Below are 16,130 nucleotides of genomic sequence, written 5' to 3' on the forward strand. Positions count from 1 at the left end.
ACGACCGTTTCGACAATCCCCGGCAAAGCCAATGGTCCCCGTTTTTAACGAGGGCCGGGGAGTCGTTCGGCCAATCGTGAAGCTTTCGTAGTCCCTGTAGTTCCCGTAGTTCCTGCAGTCACAACCCTCCGGCGAGTCGTTCCAAGCCCGGCGTGAGCTTGTTCGCTTGCGCTGAAATCATATGAGAACGACCACTGGCCTCTTCACTCGCTGCTATAAGAATTAAGAGACAAGCACATGAAACAACAAACGCGCTCACTCGCTCTATCTCTAATTGTTTTCACTGGTTTGATATCCCCGTCCATTCCCGCTTTTGCCGATGACGATGATGATGTCGCGACACGGCATACCGAGGCGCCACCGAGTTCTCCGCCGAATTCCGAAGCGGATGCGCCGATTAGTAATCAGTTGAAGTCGAAAGGGTTTATCGAAGATTCACATTTTAATCTTTTATTTCGCAGTTATACCGAACATCTTCAGGGGGAGGGCATCAAGGATAAGGACGCTTCGGTCCTTGGTAACCAGGCGGTATTTGAATCGGGGTATACACGCGGATTATTCGGTGTCGGTTTAGACGCTTCGTTGTTCAGCGCGTTCAAGCTGAACGGCGGACAAGGCGCCGGTAACCGCGTGCATTTGAATCACGATGGGCAAAGCGGACAGAATCAGCTTGCCTGGACGTATCCGGGTGTGTGGGACGTGAAAGCGCGGGTATCGAATACGGTTGTTAAATATGGTCAACAATTATTCGATAACCCCTTTCTCGTTCCCCACGATAACCGCGCACTGCCACCAACGTACCGGGGCGTTTCCCTCGCGAGCGACGAGATCAAGAACCTGACGCTCAAGGCGGGTAGCGTTGACGCGGTGCTGGCGCGCGGCCAGACCAGCGTCTCGTCGCTGTCGACCGAGTACGGCGGGACGCACTTCAGCCGCTTCACGTTCGTGGGCGGCGACTACACGCCCAATGACGATACGGCCGTGTCGTTATACGGAAGTCGCGCGGAAAATGTGTGGGATCAATATTATCTGTCGCTCTCGCGCAGTATTGGCGATCCGTCGCAGATTCGCTGGACGGGCGGTCTGATTTATTACTACACGCATGACGTTGGGCAGAGTCGCGAAGGCTCCATCAATAACCACGCGTATAGCTTGCTGTTCTCCGGCACGCACAACGCACACACGGTAGCGGTGGGATTCCAGCAGATCGCGAGCAATCAGTTCTTCGATTATGTCGGGCAATCGGCAGGTGATTATCTGGCGAATTCACTGGACGTCGACTACAACGCGCCGCACGAGAAGTCCTTGTCGCTTAGCTACACGGTCAACATGAAGGATTATGGTGTTCCGGGTTTGAAAATGACGTTGTGGACCGCGTATGGTTGGGGCGCGGATGCTTTGGACATGGCGAATCGGTACGCCGATTCATCGGCTGCACTGCATGATCTGTACTGGAAAAATGGCGAGCCCGTTCACGGCACTCACTATGAGTTCGGCTTCATTCCGTCATATACGTTCGGTTCTGGAAAACTGAAGGGGACGAGTGCAAAGTTCTATTACATGCACCATCACGGCAGCAAATACTATTCGGATTCCAGTAGTGACGTTTATCGTTTGATGGTCAACGTGCCGGTTAATGTGTTTTAAATTTCTACCAGGAAAAGCGACGGCCATTAAACGGTGGAAGGGATGCGGTGAGCAGCGTGATGGGCGCGGCTCACCGGCATGGAACCCAGTCGATAAGGGATCACGCGTTGCGCTCGCCAGGTTAGCCTGGCGAGCTTTTTTTGCGCCGTGACTCCGGCCAAGGCCCTTTAGCGTTGCACGCCCCAACGACGCACCGTAAGCCGTTCGAAGGTATCGAAGACGAGATGCTCGACCACCAGGCCGATCACGATAACCGCCGCCAATCCCGCGAATACGCGATCGGTATAGAGCTCGTTACGGTTCTGAAAGATGTACCAGCCGAGGCCGCCATTCCCGGAGCTGGCGCCGAACACCAGTTCCGCCGCGATCAGCGTTCGCCATGCAAATGCCCAGCCCACACGAAGCCCGGCAAGGATCGAAGGCAAGGCGGCGGGCACCAGGATCAGCAACACATGCCGAAGCCCCTTCAGCCCATAGTTGCGGCCGGTCATGCGCAGCGTTTCCGGTACTGATTGAAAGCCGGAATACGTGTTCAGCGCGAGCGGCCACAACACCGAATGCACGAGCACGAACAGCAGGCTCCCCGTCCCCAGGCCGAACCATAACAATGCGAGCGGCAGCAGCGCGATCGATGGCAAAGGGTTGAACATGGCGGTCAGCATGGACAGCAGATCGCGGCCAAAACGCGTCGACACGGCAAGCGACGTCAGCACGAACGCCAGCACCACGCCGATCACATAACCTCTTAACAGAACGGACAGGGAGATGGCCGTCTTGGCGATCAACTCGCCCGACCAGATGCCTTGTATGAAAGCTTTCAATGTATCGGTGAAGGTCGGCAACAGGAGGTCATTGCCGACAGCTCTCGCAGCCACTTCCCATATCCCGATCAGGACTAGCGCGATCAACGTTTTGCGTAGCCACGTCTGATTGGACAGCCGCTTGCCGAACGGTAACGGCGCCTCAACCGCGACATCCCGCAGCGGTTCAGGAATGCGTTCGTATTCTTCGCGAACCGGCGGTACGAGCGTGACAGGTTCGAAAGAGGGGATAGTCGGCGTGCTCATTGAACGGCCTCCGTGTCTTCAAACAGCAGCCGATGAATGCGCGCAACACTCTGCTGAAAGTCGCTGCGTCCCGAGCTGTCCTTGGTGAATTGATGGCTGTTCAACTCGGCTCGAACCCGGCCGGGATGTGGCGTCAGCAGCAAGATGCGGTTGCCCACAATCAAAGCTTCCTCGATCGAGTGCGTGACGAACAGCAGCGTGAAGCTCGCCTCGTCCCACAAGCGCAGCAGTTCCTCCTGCATCTTGCGGCGCGTGAGTGCGTCGAGCGCGGCGAACGGTTCGTCCATCAGCAGCACGCGGGGTTGCATCGCCAGTGCGCGAGCGATCGCCACGCGCTGTTTCATGCCACCGGAAAGAGTGTGGGGGTAGGCGTCGGCGAAAGCGGCGAGGCCGACTTTATCGAGGAAATGCAGCGCTCGTTCACGGGCTTCCGCGCGGCTCAGCTTCTTCCCGACGCGCAATGGAAAGGCCACGTTTTGCAGCACGGTTTTCCACGGCGGCAACTGATCGAATTCCTGGAACACGACAATGCGATCGGTGCCGGGACCGCGTACCGGTTTGTCATCGATACGGATGCTGCCCGCGGTTGGTTCGACGAAACCCGCTACGGCTTTCAGTAACGTCGACTTGCCGCAACCCGAGGGGCCGAGCAGCACGAAGCGGTCGCCGCCATAAACGTCGAAGCTGACTTCATGCGTCGCGCGTACGATGCGCTCGCGGGTACGGTACTCGAGGCTGACTTTATCGACGGTGAGAAGCTTGGCGCTCGTCACCGGTGAATCACTGGGGACAAGAGGCGGATACAGAGCGGTAGGATTGGCGGCCATGACTGTGCATATAGGCATAAACCACGACCTTAGCGGGGCGCCTCGCGCGCGTGAACCAATCATTGCGCATATTCAAAACACGCCGACGCATAAGCGACGGTTTTGCCGCTCCAGTGCCGCTATTGAATGTTCGAGCGCTAGTCGAAAAAACGCCCGCAGGCGGCGCGGGCGTTTGTCAAAACGTGGCCATGACGCAAGCTAAGTTCAGCTTCCGTTGCCGAGCGCCGGATCTGCGAAGAAATAGTCCTGCCATGACTTGGGTTCATTCTTGATCGCGCCGACGCGATACATGAACTGAGCAAGCCCAAGCGTATTTTGCGGCGTGATCTTGAACTGCGTGGCCGGGTTCTTGATGATGCTGATCAGCAGATCGCGGTCGATCCTCGCATTGTTTACACGAATGTAGGTATCGGCCGCCGCTTCCGGATTCGCCGATACGAAGCGCGCGGCATCGGCCATTGCAGCGATGAATGCCTTATACGTCTTAGGATTGTTATCGTGGAATTTCTCGGTCGCGTAAAGCACGGTGGCCGAGCTTGGGCCGCCGAGGACATCGTAGGAATTCAGCACGATATGCGCTTTCGGATTGCCCGCCAGTTCCTGTTCCTGGAACGGCGGATTGCCGAAGTGCCCGGTGATTTCCGTCCCACCGGCAATGATCGCGGCAGCGGCATCGGGGTGCGGCACCGCTTGGGTCAGCTTGTCCAGGCGATCGTAGTCCTTGTCGCCCCAGCGCTTTGCTGCGGCATACTGCAGCACGCGCGATTGCACGGAAACGGACACCGCGGGCAACGCAATGCGGTCCTTCTCCGTGAAATCCGCGATAGTTTTCACGTTTGGATTATTCGATACCAGGTAGTACGGCAGGTTGCCAAGCGAGGCTACGCCCTTCACGTTCTGCTTGCCGTGCGTGCGATCCCAGATCGTCATCAGCGGACCCACGCCCGCAGCCGCGATATCGATGGAACTGGACAACAGGGCGTCGTTAATCGCCGCACCGCCGGATAACTTCAGCCAGTCCACCTTGATATCGACGCCGGCTTTCTTGCCTTCCTGTTCGATCAGTTTCTGGTCACGCGCGACGTTCAGCAGCAGATACACGACGCCGAACTGCTCCGCGATGCGGATTGTGCCCTCGGCGCGTGCGGGCGTGGCTGCGGCAAGCGAAGAGATGGCGACGGAGAACGACACAAACGCTGCAGTAAGCGAGCGCAGCGACGAGCGGGAACCCCCAGGTTCCCGCCGGGAGAATAAAGAAAGCGGCATCGAAAGTCCGAAGAAGTGTTTTTGGAATTGAATTCGAAGCAGGGCGTGTGGACGCTCAGAACGGCGTATCGCCTTCGATCGTCGTTCGATACATCTTTCTGCGCAGATGATCGGGCGTACCCGCTGCGAGATGCATGAGGGAGCGGTTGTCCCAGAACACAAGGTCGTGCTCGCGCCATACGTGCCGGTAGATATGCTCGTCGCGAACGCTATGTTCGAAGAGCGCTCGCAGCAGGTCGCGGCTCTCGTCTTCCGGCAGGCCGATCACGCGCGTGGTGAAATGCTCGCTGACGAAGAGCGCCTTGCGGCCGGTTTCCGGATGCGTGCGCACGATGGGATGCACGACCGGTTTCACCTGCGCGATCTGCTCGGCGGAGAGGTTGGGGCGCCATGGGCTGCGCTTTTGCAACTCGGCGTATTTCGCAAGATACGTGTGCTCGGCGGAGCGTCCCTTCACCGCGTCGCGCAGCGCTTGCGGCAGCGTATCCCACGCCAGATGCATGTTGGCGAACAGCGTGTCGCCGCCTTCAGCGGGCAATTCCTGTGCGTGCAGCAAGGAACCGAGGCTCGGTGTTTCCTTGTACGACAGGTCCGGATGCCAGAAATGCCCTGCGTCGCCGAGACCAATCGGCTTGCCGTTTTCCATGACGTTGGAGACGATCAGCACTTCCGGATGGCCCGTCAACTGGAACTGGTGGAGCACGTGGATTTGCAGCGGACCGAAACGGCGGCTGAAGCTGATTTGCTGGTCGGGCGTGATGCGCTGGTCGCGGAACACGACCACATGATGGTCCAGGTGAGCGCGATGGATGCGCTTGAAATCATCGTCGGCAAGCGGCTGGCTCAGGTCGAGACCGGTTACTTCAGCGCCCAGCGGCGCACCTGCAAATGGGGTGATCTCAATCGTCTGGTGTGGGGATAAGGTCGTCACGCGGGACTCGTTAATTCAATTCGGGGCGGGAACAATTGAGGCGAAGCGTCGCTGAAGCACTGACAACGTACGCCACAAAAGTCCAGGTTGTCCAGGTCAGACAGCGAATCTAAAATCCCCAGCGAACCAGGTCAACGAACCAAATCCCATACGCTTATCTGTTTTAACGATAAACGAGCCGCTCCAGTAGAAGAGGAGCGGCTTTATTCCCGGAGCTTGAGGCCCGTTGGATCATTGATGATTATGCGCTGGATCGCTGCAGTGAGCGCATCCGGTGGCGCTGTCGTTCCACGACGACCCCAGGATCAGGCTGCAGAAGTTCAAACGCTTGTACGTGGGGTCCTTCAGCGCAAGCACATCGGCCTTCACGTTGCCGAACGTGGTCTCAGGCTTCTTGATCGTGCCGTGAGCGAATGCGTCGATGATCCCTTCCTTGAAATTCACCTCACGCGGATGCACGGCGATGACTTGCTTGCGCTGTGAGTCGGTGAATTGATCGTACGCGAGTCCGAGCACGTCCATCTCCACGCCTGCTGTGACCAGCGCGACCACCGGTTTCTTGTGCTGCGGAATCCCCGGCGTCGTGTGCAAGGCGATTGAGTCCCAAACCTGTTCTATGTCGTACTCGTTAATGCCATAACCCTTGAGGAAGTCGCGCGCGGCGTTGGCGCCGTCCACTTCGAAGCGCTCGGTCGCGCTGCTGTACGCATCGATCAGGCCCATGTCATGGAACATCGCGCCGATATAAAGCAGCTCCGCGTCGTAGGCCAACTGACGGCGCTCGCCAGTCAGCGCGCCAAACAGGAATACGCGGCGCGAGTGGTTATAGAGCAGGTCCGGCTCGGTATCGCGAACGAGTTCGGTTGCTGCGCGCGCCATGGCGCTGTCGGGAATGCGGATGCCTGCAATGGTGGTGGTCATGTTCAATGCTCCTGGGATAGTGGGCTTGGCCTCGATGCCGCCGACACCTTGTTAAAATGCGCCGTTTGGGTCGCATCATCGGGAGAAGCGAAAGCGGCTGGACGACGAAGCCAGTGTCGCCGGGAGCGGCCGAGGCCGCAATGCGGCAGGTCCGTCGAAGTCTGCCAACCACACGGCGTCTCCTGCCAAGCGCGTAAAACGCGTGGAAAACAACCCTTTTCACGGGACCAGAGTAAGCGCTATGGGACCGGAGTAAGCGCTGAAGCGCCAACTCTGGTCGACAAAGGAGCATGACCTTATGCGTAGCGTCGCCATCGCGATTTTTCCGCAAGTGCAGGCGCTCGACGTCGCCGGTCCCCTCGACGTATTCGCCGAGGCGAACGGTTTCGTCGCGTCCGGCGAGGGCTACGCAATCACGCTGGTCAGCGTGGACAACGCACCGGTGCGCGCGTCGAACGGCACGCGGATGCTCGCGGACATTGCGTGCGAGGCGCCGCAGCAGCATTACGACGTCGCCCTCGTGGCAGGCGGTCCCGGGCTGCCGTCCGATGTGCCCGATCTGCGCCTGAGCACCTGGCTGCGCGACGTTGCTTCGCGTTGTGAGCGCTACGGTTCTATCTGCACCGGCGCGTTCGCGCTGGGTCATGCCGGTCTGCTCGATGGCCGTCATGTCACAACTCACTGGCAAAATGCGCCGCAACTCGCACGGCAATTTCCGCTGGCCCGGGTCGAGCTCGACCGTATTCATATTCGCGATGGCAACCTGGTGACATCGGCGGGCGTGACGGCGGGGATTGACGTCGCCCTCTCGCTTGTCGCCGAAGATCATGGTCCGCGTATCGCACTTGCTGTCGCCAAGCGGCTCGTGGTTTTTGCGCAGCGCCGCGGCGGCCAGTCGCAATTCAGCCCGTACCTGAGTGCGCCTGCCGATGAGACCTCGCCCGCAGCCAAGGTGCAGGCCTACGTGATGGAACACATCGGCGAACGCATGACGGTTGAAAAGCTGGCGCAGATCGCGGGCATGAGCGAGCGCAATTTCGCGCGCGCGTTCGTCGAAGAGACAAGCGTGACGCCGCATGATTTCGTGGAGCGCGCGCGTATCGATGCAGCGCGCAACGCGCTGGAAAGCAGCACGACGCCGTTGAAAACGATCGCCTATGAATGCGGTTTCGGAACAGCGGATCGCATGCGAATTGTGTTCCGGCAACGACTGGGGGTGTCGCCGAATGATTATCGTCTGAGCTTTCAGAAACTCGGGGCCGACGCTTGACGATGAACGTACGAACGGTCGTCACGCGGCTGGCTATGGTTGTCGGTCGAGGCTATGTCGAAAGCCGGGCGAGCGTTTTGCTTTGCCGCTTATCGTATGCTGGATCACTTCATGCTCACGCAAGACACGCGCATCCGCGAGTGAGCCGCTATCTGTTCGACGCTCTGGGAACGAGTCAAACCGCGAGCGAATGACCGCGGAGAACGACCTTCCTTCTATTCGAGCGCGTTTTTGCTCATCGGGTCAGAGCGGTGACTTTCGAGTCGCTCAAGGCCCGGTCCAATGAATCTGGAGATTTTGATGAAAGATGCTTATGAACGACGTGCGCTACTGCTGCATCTGGGCGACGTGCTGGAAGCGCTGTCGTGTTTGTCGCGTGGCGGCCAGCGGTATAACACGCTCGGCGACGCAATTGCCCGTGAAGACTCGCTTGCCACCTTCACATGGCTCGGACACCTCGATGCCGCCATGACCCCGCAGCAGGTGAGCGAACGCGCGAGCGCTGCGTTTTTCCTCTGGCCGAAGACGCTCCTCGATGAAGACCTGAACCGTGAATTGCTTGCGTCGACCGTGCAGCACGATCTCTTCGCTGGGAATGCGAATGGATGGGAGCGCTACGTGAAGGAGCGCAGAGCCGATGTAGCGTGGTTTGCGGAAGGTTTGCCGTCACCCTCGAACGAAGAAGAAACCAAGCCGGAATCGCGCTTCAGCCGATGGCCCTACCCGGCGCAAACAGGGGCCTCGTGAGGCCGCCACGCTTGCTGCTCAAGCCGCCTGTTCACGCGACAAAACGGCTTGCAGGAAGCTGCGTGTGCGGGCTTCTTGTGGCGCCCCGAAAATCTGCGCCGGCGGTCCTGCCTCGATCACGCTGCCATGATCCATCACCACGACGGTGTCCGCCACGTCCCGCGCAAAATTCATTTCATGAGTGACGATCAGCATGGTCATGCCTTCGCTCGCCAGCGCCTGCATGACCTGCAGCACTTCGCCGACGAGTTCGGGATCGAGCGCGGAAGTGGGTTCATCGAAGAGCATGACTTGCGGGTGCATCGCAAGCGACCGAGCGATCGCCACCCGTTGCTTCTGGCCACCGGACAACGTGCCCGGATAAACGTCAGCCTTGTGACCGAGCCCGACCTTCGCCAGCAGCGCGCGCGCCTCGCTTTCTGCCTCCGCCGCGCTGACGCGCGCCAACGAGCGCGGCGCAAGCGTGACGTTCTGCAGCACCGTCAGGTGCGGAAACAGGTTGAACGATTGAAACACCATGCCCACGTCCCGGCGGATGCGGTTCAGGCCGTTCTCGTCGATCATGCGGCCGTTGTCCACAAGGGCATGGCCGCAGATCCTGACTGTGCCTTCCTCGGCTGTTTCGAGCCCGTTCAGGCAGCGCAGAAACGTGCTCTTGCCCGACCCGCTCGGACCGATCACCACGATCACCTGAGACGGCTGCACGTCCATATCGATACCGTTCAACACCCGGTTCGACCCAAACGACTTCGCCAGTTTCCTGACTGAAACAATAGGTTCACTCATGGTCGTGCTCCAGGTCGTGCTCATGGTCAGACTCTCCCGTCTGCGCGCAGCGTTTTTTCTGTCTTGCGCAACGCGAGCGATGTTGCGCCCGTCAAGATCAGGTAGATGAACGCGATCACGATATACACCTCCAGCGAGCGGTACGACACGCTGATGATCTTCTCGCCTTCGTGCATCAGGTCGTTGATCGTCAGCAGGGAGACCAGCGCCGAGTTCTTGATCAACGCAATGAACTCGTTGCCAAGCGGCGGGATCATGCGCACGAACGCTTGCGGCAGGATCACCTTGCGCATCGCCATTCGATAAGGCATCCCAAGCGATCGCGCAGCTTCCATCTGGCCACGGTCCACTGATTGAATCGACCCCCGCACGATCTCCGATACATAAGCGCCGCTATAGACGCCGAGCCCGAGCACACCGCACGCAAACGCGGGCAGCATGATGCCGAACTGCGGCAGGCCGAAGAACAGGATAAAGAGCTGCACGAGCAGGGGCGTGCCACGTATGAACGTGAGGTAGGCGGTGCAGATGCCATAGACCACGCGGCGCTGCGGTGCGAGCCTGCCGATCCCCACCAGCAGCCCCAGCACGCAGCCGAGTACGAGTGAGCAGGCCGTGACTTCGATAGTCGTCGCAGCGCCGGTCGCGAGCGCTTCCCAGCCTGCCCATACGGGCGAAAAATCGAGCGTCATCGGTTACTCCTCTGCTGTCAGGGCTGTCGCGTTACTCGTCGCGTTATTGCTTGCCGAACCACTTCGTCGTAAGCGCGTCGTAGGTGCCGTTGGCGCGCAGTGTCTGCAGCGCCTTGTTCATCTGCGCGGTCAGCTCAGTTTCGTCCTTGCGCAGCGCGTAGCCGTAAAGCTCGGTGGTGAGTCCCTTGTCGAGCACGCGCACGTTGGGCTGCGCTTTCGCGTATTCCACGGCGGCGGGGCGCCCGGTCACGGCGGCATCGGCGCGGCCGATGTTCACCAGGTCGAACATCTCCTGGTTCTTTTCGACTTCCACGCGCTGCACCCTCGGATAGTTGTCTTTCAGGAAGGCGACCGATTTCGTGCCGACCTGCACTGTCACTTTCTTGCCGTCGAGATCGGCAGGCGTCTTGATCGACGTGTCGTTCTTGCGCACCAGCACGACGAGGCCGCCCTTGTAGTACGGATCGGTGAAATCGACGACCTTGCGGCGTTCATCCGTCATATAGATGCCCGACGCGGCGACGTCGAAGCGGTTCGCGATCAGCCCGGGAATCAGCCCCTTGAAGTCGATGTCCACCCATTGCACTTTCTTGCCCATGGTCTTGGCCATGGCTTCGATCAACTCGATATCAAAGCCTGTGCGCTTACCGTCCTTGACGAATTCGAGCGGAGGGAAGGTTGCATCGGTCGCCACGCGGATGGTGTCATCGGCGGCTCGGGCGGCGGGCGCAGCGGCTACGCTCACTACAATGGCAAGCGCAAAGGCCGAAAGTGCGTGGATAAGTTTCATGCTGGTTTCCTTGAAGGGTGGCAAGCAAGGTTAAAAATAAAAGTGCTCAAAGCTTGTAGCTGATACGGTCTGCGGCCGCGCGCGTAAGCTGCGCCAGTTCGGCCTCACGTCCTGCAATGCGAGCGACCGGCGCCATCAGGGTGATGGTTCCTTCCAGCCGTCCGGCATCGGATATGAGCGGGGCGCTCACGCCCCATACACCTATGTCGACTTCGCTCTCGCTCGTCGCAAAGCGCCGGCGGCGAATTTCCTGCAGTTGCACGTGCAACGCTGCAGCGCTCTCAGGGTCGCCAGATGCGCTGCCGGCGATCACGGCCTCGGCTTTTGCTTCGGGCAGGAAGGCCAGCAACGCTTTAGCCGAAGCGCCTCGTGTCAGCGGATGCGTGCGGCCACGGGCGAACGAGCAACGCAGCGGCTGGTCGCTTTCGACCATCGAGAGGCATACGACTGTGTCGTTGATCGGCACGAGCAAGCCAACACTCTCACCAGTGCGCTGCACAAGCGCCCTGATTTCGTCCCGGCTTTGGGTGACGAGTTGCGCGTTCTGGTCGAAACCCCACGCAAGCTGCACGCTGGACGGACCCGGTTCGAGCAGGCCGGAGTTCGCATGTTCCTGCAACAAACCCCATTGCTTGAGTGAGCTCAGCAGCCGGTACACGGTGGACAAGGGCGCGCCGATGTCCGCGGCAATCTCCTTGGCGCCGATCGGTCGTCCTGCCCGGGCGACGCTGGTCAGCGCGTGAAGGACGCGATCGACAACGGAAGACGCTTCGGCTGGCTGTTTCATGACGCAAGTTTCCCTCGCCAATTCTCAAAGAAAGAAATCATTTCTCATCGGATGAGAAATTGACTCGGCGGGTGCTTTCCCTTGCGGCCAGACTTGATGATCGGCAAAAAAATCCGTCTTGCAGGAGAATCCGGGCGTTGAAAGCCGCAATTGCCCGGCTTCAAGCCCGATTGAAAGTACCCGCGCCGCACCCTCAAGGACCGAGACATGGACTATCTGACGAGCCTCAAAGTGTTCCGCGCGGTCGTGGAGGCGAAAAGTTTCACGCGCGCCGCCGATCTGCTGGGCGTGTCGCCGCCGGTCGTGTCGCGCGCCATCGCCACGCTCGAGCAGCGCCTGGGCAACCGGCTTTTTCATCGCACCACGCGCCATATCTCGCTGACCGAGACCGCCGAGCAATTCTTCGCGGGCTGCTCACGCGTGCTGGATGAGCTCGACGCGCTGGAGGCGCAGGCGGCCAATCGCAACAGTGATCCGACCGGCATGCTGCGCCTGGTTGCCCACACGACGGCAACGGTTAACCGTCTGGTCCCGTTGATCGCCACGTTTCGCCGTCGCTACCCGCTGATCGGACTCGACGTCACGCTGACCGAGCGTCCCGTGGACCTGGTCGCGGACGGTTACGACCTCGGCGTCGTGCTGCCTTTCATGCTGACCAGCGACACCACGGTGACGCGCCTGCTCGAGCGCATTCCGCTCGTGATTGTGGTGACGCCAGGGTATCTGGAAGGCAAACCCCGGCCGAACCATCCGTCCGAGCTCGCCGAGCTTGAATTCGTCGCCATGCACGCGTCGATCCGCAAGCCCATGCTGACGTTTCGGCTGGGCGGCGGCGAACAGATCACGGTGCCGCTGAAAGCAGACGTGACATCGAACAACGCGGTGCTCAACCGCGAACTGGTGCTCGAGGGCTTCGGCCTTGGCGTGCTGCCTGCGGCGCTGGTTCGCAACGAACTCGCGTCCGGCAAGCTGGTGTCGCTGCTCGACGACTTCGAGATCGTCGACGGCGCGATCGAAATCCGCCTGGCTTATAGCAGCCGCACCTTGCTGCCGGCGAAGGTGCGGGCGTTCATCGAACATGCGGCGGAATTCTTCGAAGCCTGAGCCAGCCGGGCAAGCTTTCATTTTAATTTCGACTTCATTCATTTTAGATTGTTGACAGATTCGTCATTAATTGATGCGCGCGATAGTGGTTGACTACGTGCATATGCACACATAACCTGTGCACATGCACACACGCCCTCCACGACACGACGACTGTTTTGCCGTTCGCCAGGCTGCCCGGCACATCTCGCAGCTGTACGAGCGGCACTTGTCGGCAGTACAGATCACGCCGACGCAATTCAGCATCGTCTCCGCGCTTGAGCGCATGCCGGACATGACGATGGCGGAGCTCGCGCAGGCCATGGTGATGGAACGCACGACGCTGGTCAGGGTGCTGCAGCCGCTGCTGCGCAGCGGTCTCGTTCTGGCGGAACTGGGCGGACCTTGCCAGCGGCGCTTGCAGTTGACGCTCACCGAAGGCGGCCGGACCAAACTCGCCGACGCGCTGCGGCACTGGCAGGCGGCACAAGAAGAATTCGAGGCGAAGTTCGGGCGCCGGCAAGCGGCGCGTCTGCGGCGCGAACTCTTTCGCCTGACCAGCGAGTGAACGGCGCTCCTCAATGCTCACCGCTCATGCCCGTATCAACCATTCGACGTAACCAACAGGACTGACCGATGACCACACCTTCCACGCCGATTATCTCCACCGCCGCGCCCACGGCCGAGCGCGGCGCGAGGCGGCCTTTTCGCATTGGCTGGATGCCGCTCGCGATCATTGCGGTGGTGACCGTGATCGCTGCGGCCGCGACATACTGGGTCACGGTGCTGCGTTTCGTTCAGAGCACGGACGACGCGTATGTCGGCGGTAACGTCACGGTGATGGCGCCGAAGGTGAACGGTTTCGTGACCGAGTTGCTGGTCACAGACAACCAGCGCGTGACGGCGAACCAGGTGCTGATCCGGCTCGACTCCCGGGACTACGACGCCAAACTCGCGCAGGCCAATGCCGACGTGCAGGGCGCGCGTGCCGCCGTTGCCGAGCTCGAAGCGAAGCAGCAACTGCAGGCCGCTGTGATCAACCAGAGCCAGGCGGAGGTACGGGCATCGTCGGCGGAAGTCACGCGCAGTGCGTCCGACCAGGTGCGTTACCGGCAACTCGTCAAGGACGAGGCGGTATCGAACCAGGTGGTCGAGCGAGCCGATGCGGACTACCTGAAGGCCCGCGCCACGCTCGATAACAGCAATGCAGCGGCGCTCGCTTCGCAACGCCAGCTTGCCGTGCTCGCCGCGCAGGTAGACGACGCCCGCGCGCGTGTCGCGACCGCTGAAGCGTTGCGGCGGGTCGCCGAACTGAACGTGGAGTACACGACGATCCGCTCGCCTGTGGATGGTTACGTCGGCAACCGGACGGCACGCGTGGGCATGCTCGCGAACACGGGGGCGTCGCTGCTGACAATCGTGCCCACGGACGGCTTGTGGATCGACGCGAACTTCAAGGAAGACCAGCTCAAGAAGATGCATGTGGGGGATCGCGTGGACGTTGAGCTCGATGCCTCCAGCGGGACCTTCGAGGGTCATGTGGAAAGCCTGGCGCCCGCAACGGGTGCAACCTTCAGCGTGCTGCCGCCAGAGAATGCAACCGGCAACTTTACGAAGATCGTGCAGCGCGTCCCGGTGCGGATTCGCCTCGACCTACCCAAGGACAAGCAGGACGTACTGCGCGCCGGCCTCTCGGCGACGGTGAAGGTGCACCTCGACAGCGCGAGCCGTTCATGAGCCCGGCCGTGCCACTGAACCCCGCCGATCAACCCACCCGGCAGCGTGTTTTTGCGTTCGCGCTGATGTGCCTGGGTTTTTTCATGGCGACGCTGGACATCCAGATCGTTGCGTCGTCGCTCAGGGAAATCGGCGGCGGGTTGTCGGCGAGCCAGGATGAACTGTCGTGGGTGCAGACCTCGTACCTGATCGCGGAAATCCTAGTGATCCCGATGTCCGGCTGGCTCTCCAAGGTCTTCTCCACGCGCTGGCTGTTCGTGGCGTCCGCGGTCGGTTTCACCATCACGAGCATGCTGTGCGGCCTCGCGTGGGACATCAACTCGATGATCATTTTCCGTGGCCTGCAGGGTGCACTTGGCGCAGCAATGATCCCGACCGTCTTCACCACGGCATTCGTGCTGTTCCCCGGCAAGCAGCGGCTGATTGCATCGACGACGATCGGCGCGCTCGCTTCGCTCGCCCCTGCGATCGGTCCGGTGATCGGCGGATGGATTACGTCGCAATGGTCATGGCACTGGTTGTTCTACCTGAATGTCGTGCCGGGGCTCGTGGTCGCAATCCTGGTGCCGAAGTTCGTGCATATCGACGAACCCGACTTGTCGTTGTTGAAGAAGGGCGACTACCTCGGCATTGCGTTGATGTCAGGTTTCCTTGGCTGCCTTGAGTATGTACTCGAAGAAGGTCCCCGCAAGAACTGGTTTGGCGACGACGTGATCATCACGTGCACATGGATCTCCGCGATCTGCGGCTTCCTGTTTCTCGTGCACGCGTTCACTGCGAAAGATCCGGTTGTCGATCTGCGCGCGCTCGCGGTCAGGAACTTTGCGATTGGGTGTTTGCTGTCGTTCGTGACGGGCATCGGCATTTTCGTCGCGGTGTTTCTCACGCCGTTGTTCCTCAGCCGCGTGCGTGAACTCGATTCGCTGCAGATCGGGATTGCGTTGCTGTCGGTGGGCGTGTTTCAGTTGCTCGCGCTTGGCGCCTATGCGTTCACCTCTCGTCTCGTCGACATGCGCTGGTGCCTGCTCTTTGGCCTCGTGTGTTTTGGTCTAGGCTGCTACTTCTATGTGCCGCTCACGAATGACTGGGGCTGGCAGCAGCTGCTGTTGCCGCAGGCGCTGCGCGGGATTGGCCAGCAATTCGCGGTGCCGCCCATCGTGACAATGGCGCTGGGCTCGCTGCCGCAATCGCGTCTGAAGTCGGCGAGCGGCCTGTTCAACCTGATGCGTAATCTCGGCGGCGCGATCGGCATTGCGGTCAGCGCGACCATGCTCAACGACCGGCTGAACTTTCACTATCTGCGCCTCAGTGAAAGCGTGACGACCGGCAGTCCGGAGACCGAAGCGTTCCTGTCGAGGCAATTCGCGCACTGGGGATCGGTAGCGGGAGATGCGCTGAACGCGACCAACGCGGGCCTCGCCAACCTGCATGCGCTGGTGTTTCGCGAAGCGCTCGTGATGACCTTCTCCGACACCTTCTACGTACTCGCGATGTGCTTCGCCGTCGGCATAGTCAGCGTGCTTTTCGTGCGGCCTATTGGCGCTGCGCCGCCTTCTCCTGACGCTCATTGAGATCCACC

General features: G+C 60.3%; 16 protein-coding genes. 7 read left to right on the plus strand and 9 right to left on the minus strand.

The annotated features are described in order from the left end of the window. The first annotated feature begins 237 nt into the window (after positions 1-237). On the plus strand, positions 238-1,647 hold the full coding sequence (locus tag ACSOSP_RS39330) for an OprD family outer membrane porin (RefSeq protein WP_455314404.1): 1,410 nt from the start codon (positions 238-240) through the stop codon (positions 1,645-1,647). A gap of 167 nt (positions 1,648-1,814) precedes the next feature. On the opposite strand, the gene ACSOSP_RS39335 is transcribed toward ACSOSP_RS39330, so the two are convergent. The 5 genes from ACSOSP_RS39335 to ACSOSP_RS39355 all read right to left on the minus strand — a co-directional run bounded on the left by ACSOSP_RS39335 (position 1,815) and on the right by ACSOSP_RS39355 (position 6,659). Beyond that, on the minus strand, positions 1,815-2,714 hold the full coding sequence (locus ACSOSP_RS39335; protein WP_455314405.1) for an ABC transporter permease: 900 nt from the start codon (positions 2,712-2,714) through the stop codon (positions 1,815-1,817). Further along, a complete protein-coding gene (locus ACSOSP_RS39340) occupies positions 2,711-3,541 on the minus strand; it encodes an ABC transporter ATP-binding protein (protein ID WP_455314406.1) in 831 nt (276 codons plus the stop codon). Before ACSOSP_RS39340 ends, ACSOSP_RS39335 begins: the two co-directional genes overlap by 4 nt. Positions 3,542-3,745: 204 nt before the next feature. Continuing rightward, positions 3,746-4,807, minus strand: coding sequence for an ABC transporter substrate-binding protein (locus tag ACSOSP_RS39345; protein ID WP_455314407.1), 1,062 nt, complete (start codon positions 4,805-4,807; stop codon positions 3,746-3,748). A 55-nt stretch (positions 4,808-4,862) separates the two neighbouring features. Further along, positions 4,863-5,738 (minus strand): TauD/TfdA dioxygenase family protein, encoded by an 876-nt coding sequence (locus tag ACSOSP_RS39350; RefSeq protein ID WP_455314408.1) that lies wholly within the window; start codon positions 5,736-5,738, stop codon positions 4,863-4,865. Positions 5,739-5,969: 231 nt separating this feature from the next. Continuing rightward, positions 5,970-6,659 carry an HD domain-containing protein gene (locus ACSOSP_RS39355; RefSeq protein WP_455314409.1) on the minus strand — a complete coding sequence of 230 codons (690 nt, stop codon included), beginning with the start codon at positions 6,657-6,659 and terminating at the stop codon, positions 5,970-5,972. A 298-nt stretch (positions 6,660-6,957) separates the two neighbouring features. Between ACSOSP_RS39355 and ACSOSP_RS39360 the strand changes: the two genes are divergently transcribed. After that, positions 6,958-7,929 (plus strand): GlxA family transcriptional regulator, encoded by a 972-nt coding sequence (locus ACSOSP_RS39360; protein WP_455314410.1) that lies wholly within the window; start codon positions 6,958-6,960, stop codon positions 7,927-7,929. 300 nt (positions 7,930-8,229) lie between these two features. Beyond that, positions 8,230-8,676: a hypothetical protein gene (locus ACSOSP_RS39365; RefSeq protein WP_455314411.1), complete on the plus strand. Its 447-nt coding sequence runs from the start codon at positions 8,230-8,232 to the stop codon at positions 8,674-8,676. A gap of 18 nt (positions 8,677-8,694) precedes the next feature. On the opposite strand, the gene ACSOSP_RS39370 is transcribed toward ACSOSP_RS39365, so the two are convergent. The 4 genes from ACSOSP_RS39370 to ACSOSP_RS39385 are packed head-to-tail and all read right to left on the minus strand — an operon-like array spanning position 8,695 to position 11,731. Then, positions 8,695-9,462 (minus strand): amino acid ABC transporter ATP-binding protein, encoded by a 768-nt coding sequence (locus tag ACSOSP_RS39370; RefSeq protein WP_455315381.1) that lies wholly within the window; start codon positions 9,460-9,462, stop codon positions 8,695-8,697. Between the two features lie 26 nt (positions 9,463-9,488). After that, positions 9,489-10,154 carry an amino acid ABC transporter permease gene (locus ACSOSP_RS39375; RefSeq protein ID WP_455314412.1) on the minus strand — a complete coding sequence of 222 codons (666 nt, stop codon included), beginning with the start codon at positions 10,152-10,154 and terminating at the stop codon, positions 9,489-9,491. Positions 10,155-10,197: 43 nt separating this feature from the next. Continuing rightward, the gene (locus tag ACSOSP_RS39380; RefSeq protein ID WP_455314413.1) at positions 10,198-10,944 is read right to left on the minus strand and encodes a transporter substrate-binding domain-containing protein; all 747 of its coding nucleotides are present in this window, start codon (positions 10,942-10,944) and stop codon (positions 10,198-10,200) included. 46 nt (positions 10,945-10,990) lie between these two features. Further along, entirely contained in the window at positions 10,991-11,731 is a 741-nt protein-coding gene (locus ACSOSP_RS39385; RefSeq protein WP_455314414.1) for an IclR family transcriptional regulator, read from the minus strand. Between the two features lie 207 nt (positions 11,732-11,938). Between ACSOSP_RS39385 and ACSOSP_RS39390 the strand changes: the two genes are divergently transcribed. From ACSOSP_RS39390 to ACSOSP_RS39405, 4 genes are all read left to right on the plus strand, one after another. Continuing rightward, positions 11,939-12,835, plus strand: coding sequence for a LysR family transcriptional regulator (locus ACSOSP_RS39390; protein WP_455314415.1), 897 nt, complete (start codon positions 11,939-11,941; stop codon positions 12,833-12,835). 124 nt (positions 12,836-12,959) lie between these two features. Then, the gene (locus tag ACSOSP_RS39395) at positions 12,960-13,382 is read left to right on the plus strand and encodes a MarR family winged helix-turn-helix transcriptional regulator (protein ID WP_455314416.1); all 423 of its coding nucleotides are present in this window, start codon (positions 12,960-12,962) and stop codon (positions 13,380-13,382) included. Positions 13,383-13,450: 68 nt separating this feature from the next. Further along, positions 13,451-14,551: an HlyD family secretion protein gene (locus tag ACSOSP_RS39400; protein ID WP_455314417.1), complete on the plus strand. Its 1,101-nt coding sequence runs from the start codon at positions 13,451-13,453 to the stop codon at positions 14,549-14,551. Next, positions 14,548-16,122, plus strand: coding sequence for a DHA2 family efflux MFS transporter permease subunit (locus ACSOSP_RS39405; protein WP_455314418.1), 1,575 nt, complete (start codon positions 14,548-14,550; stop codon positions 16,120-16,122). Before ACSOSP_RS39400 ends, ACSOSP_RS39405 begins: the two co-directional genes overlap by 4 nt. Positions 16,123-16,130: the final 8 nt, after the last annotated feature.

The sequence above is a fragment of the Caballeronia sp. KNU42 genome, from assembly GCF_053760385.1.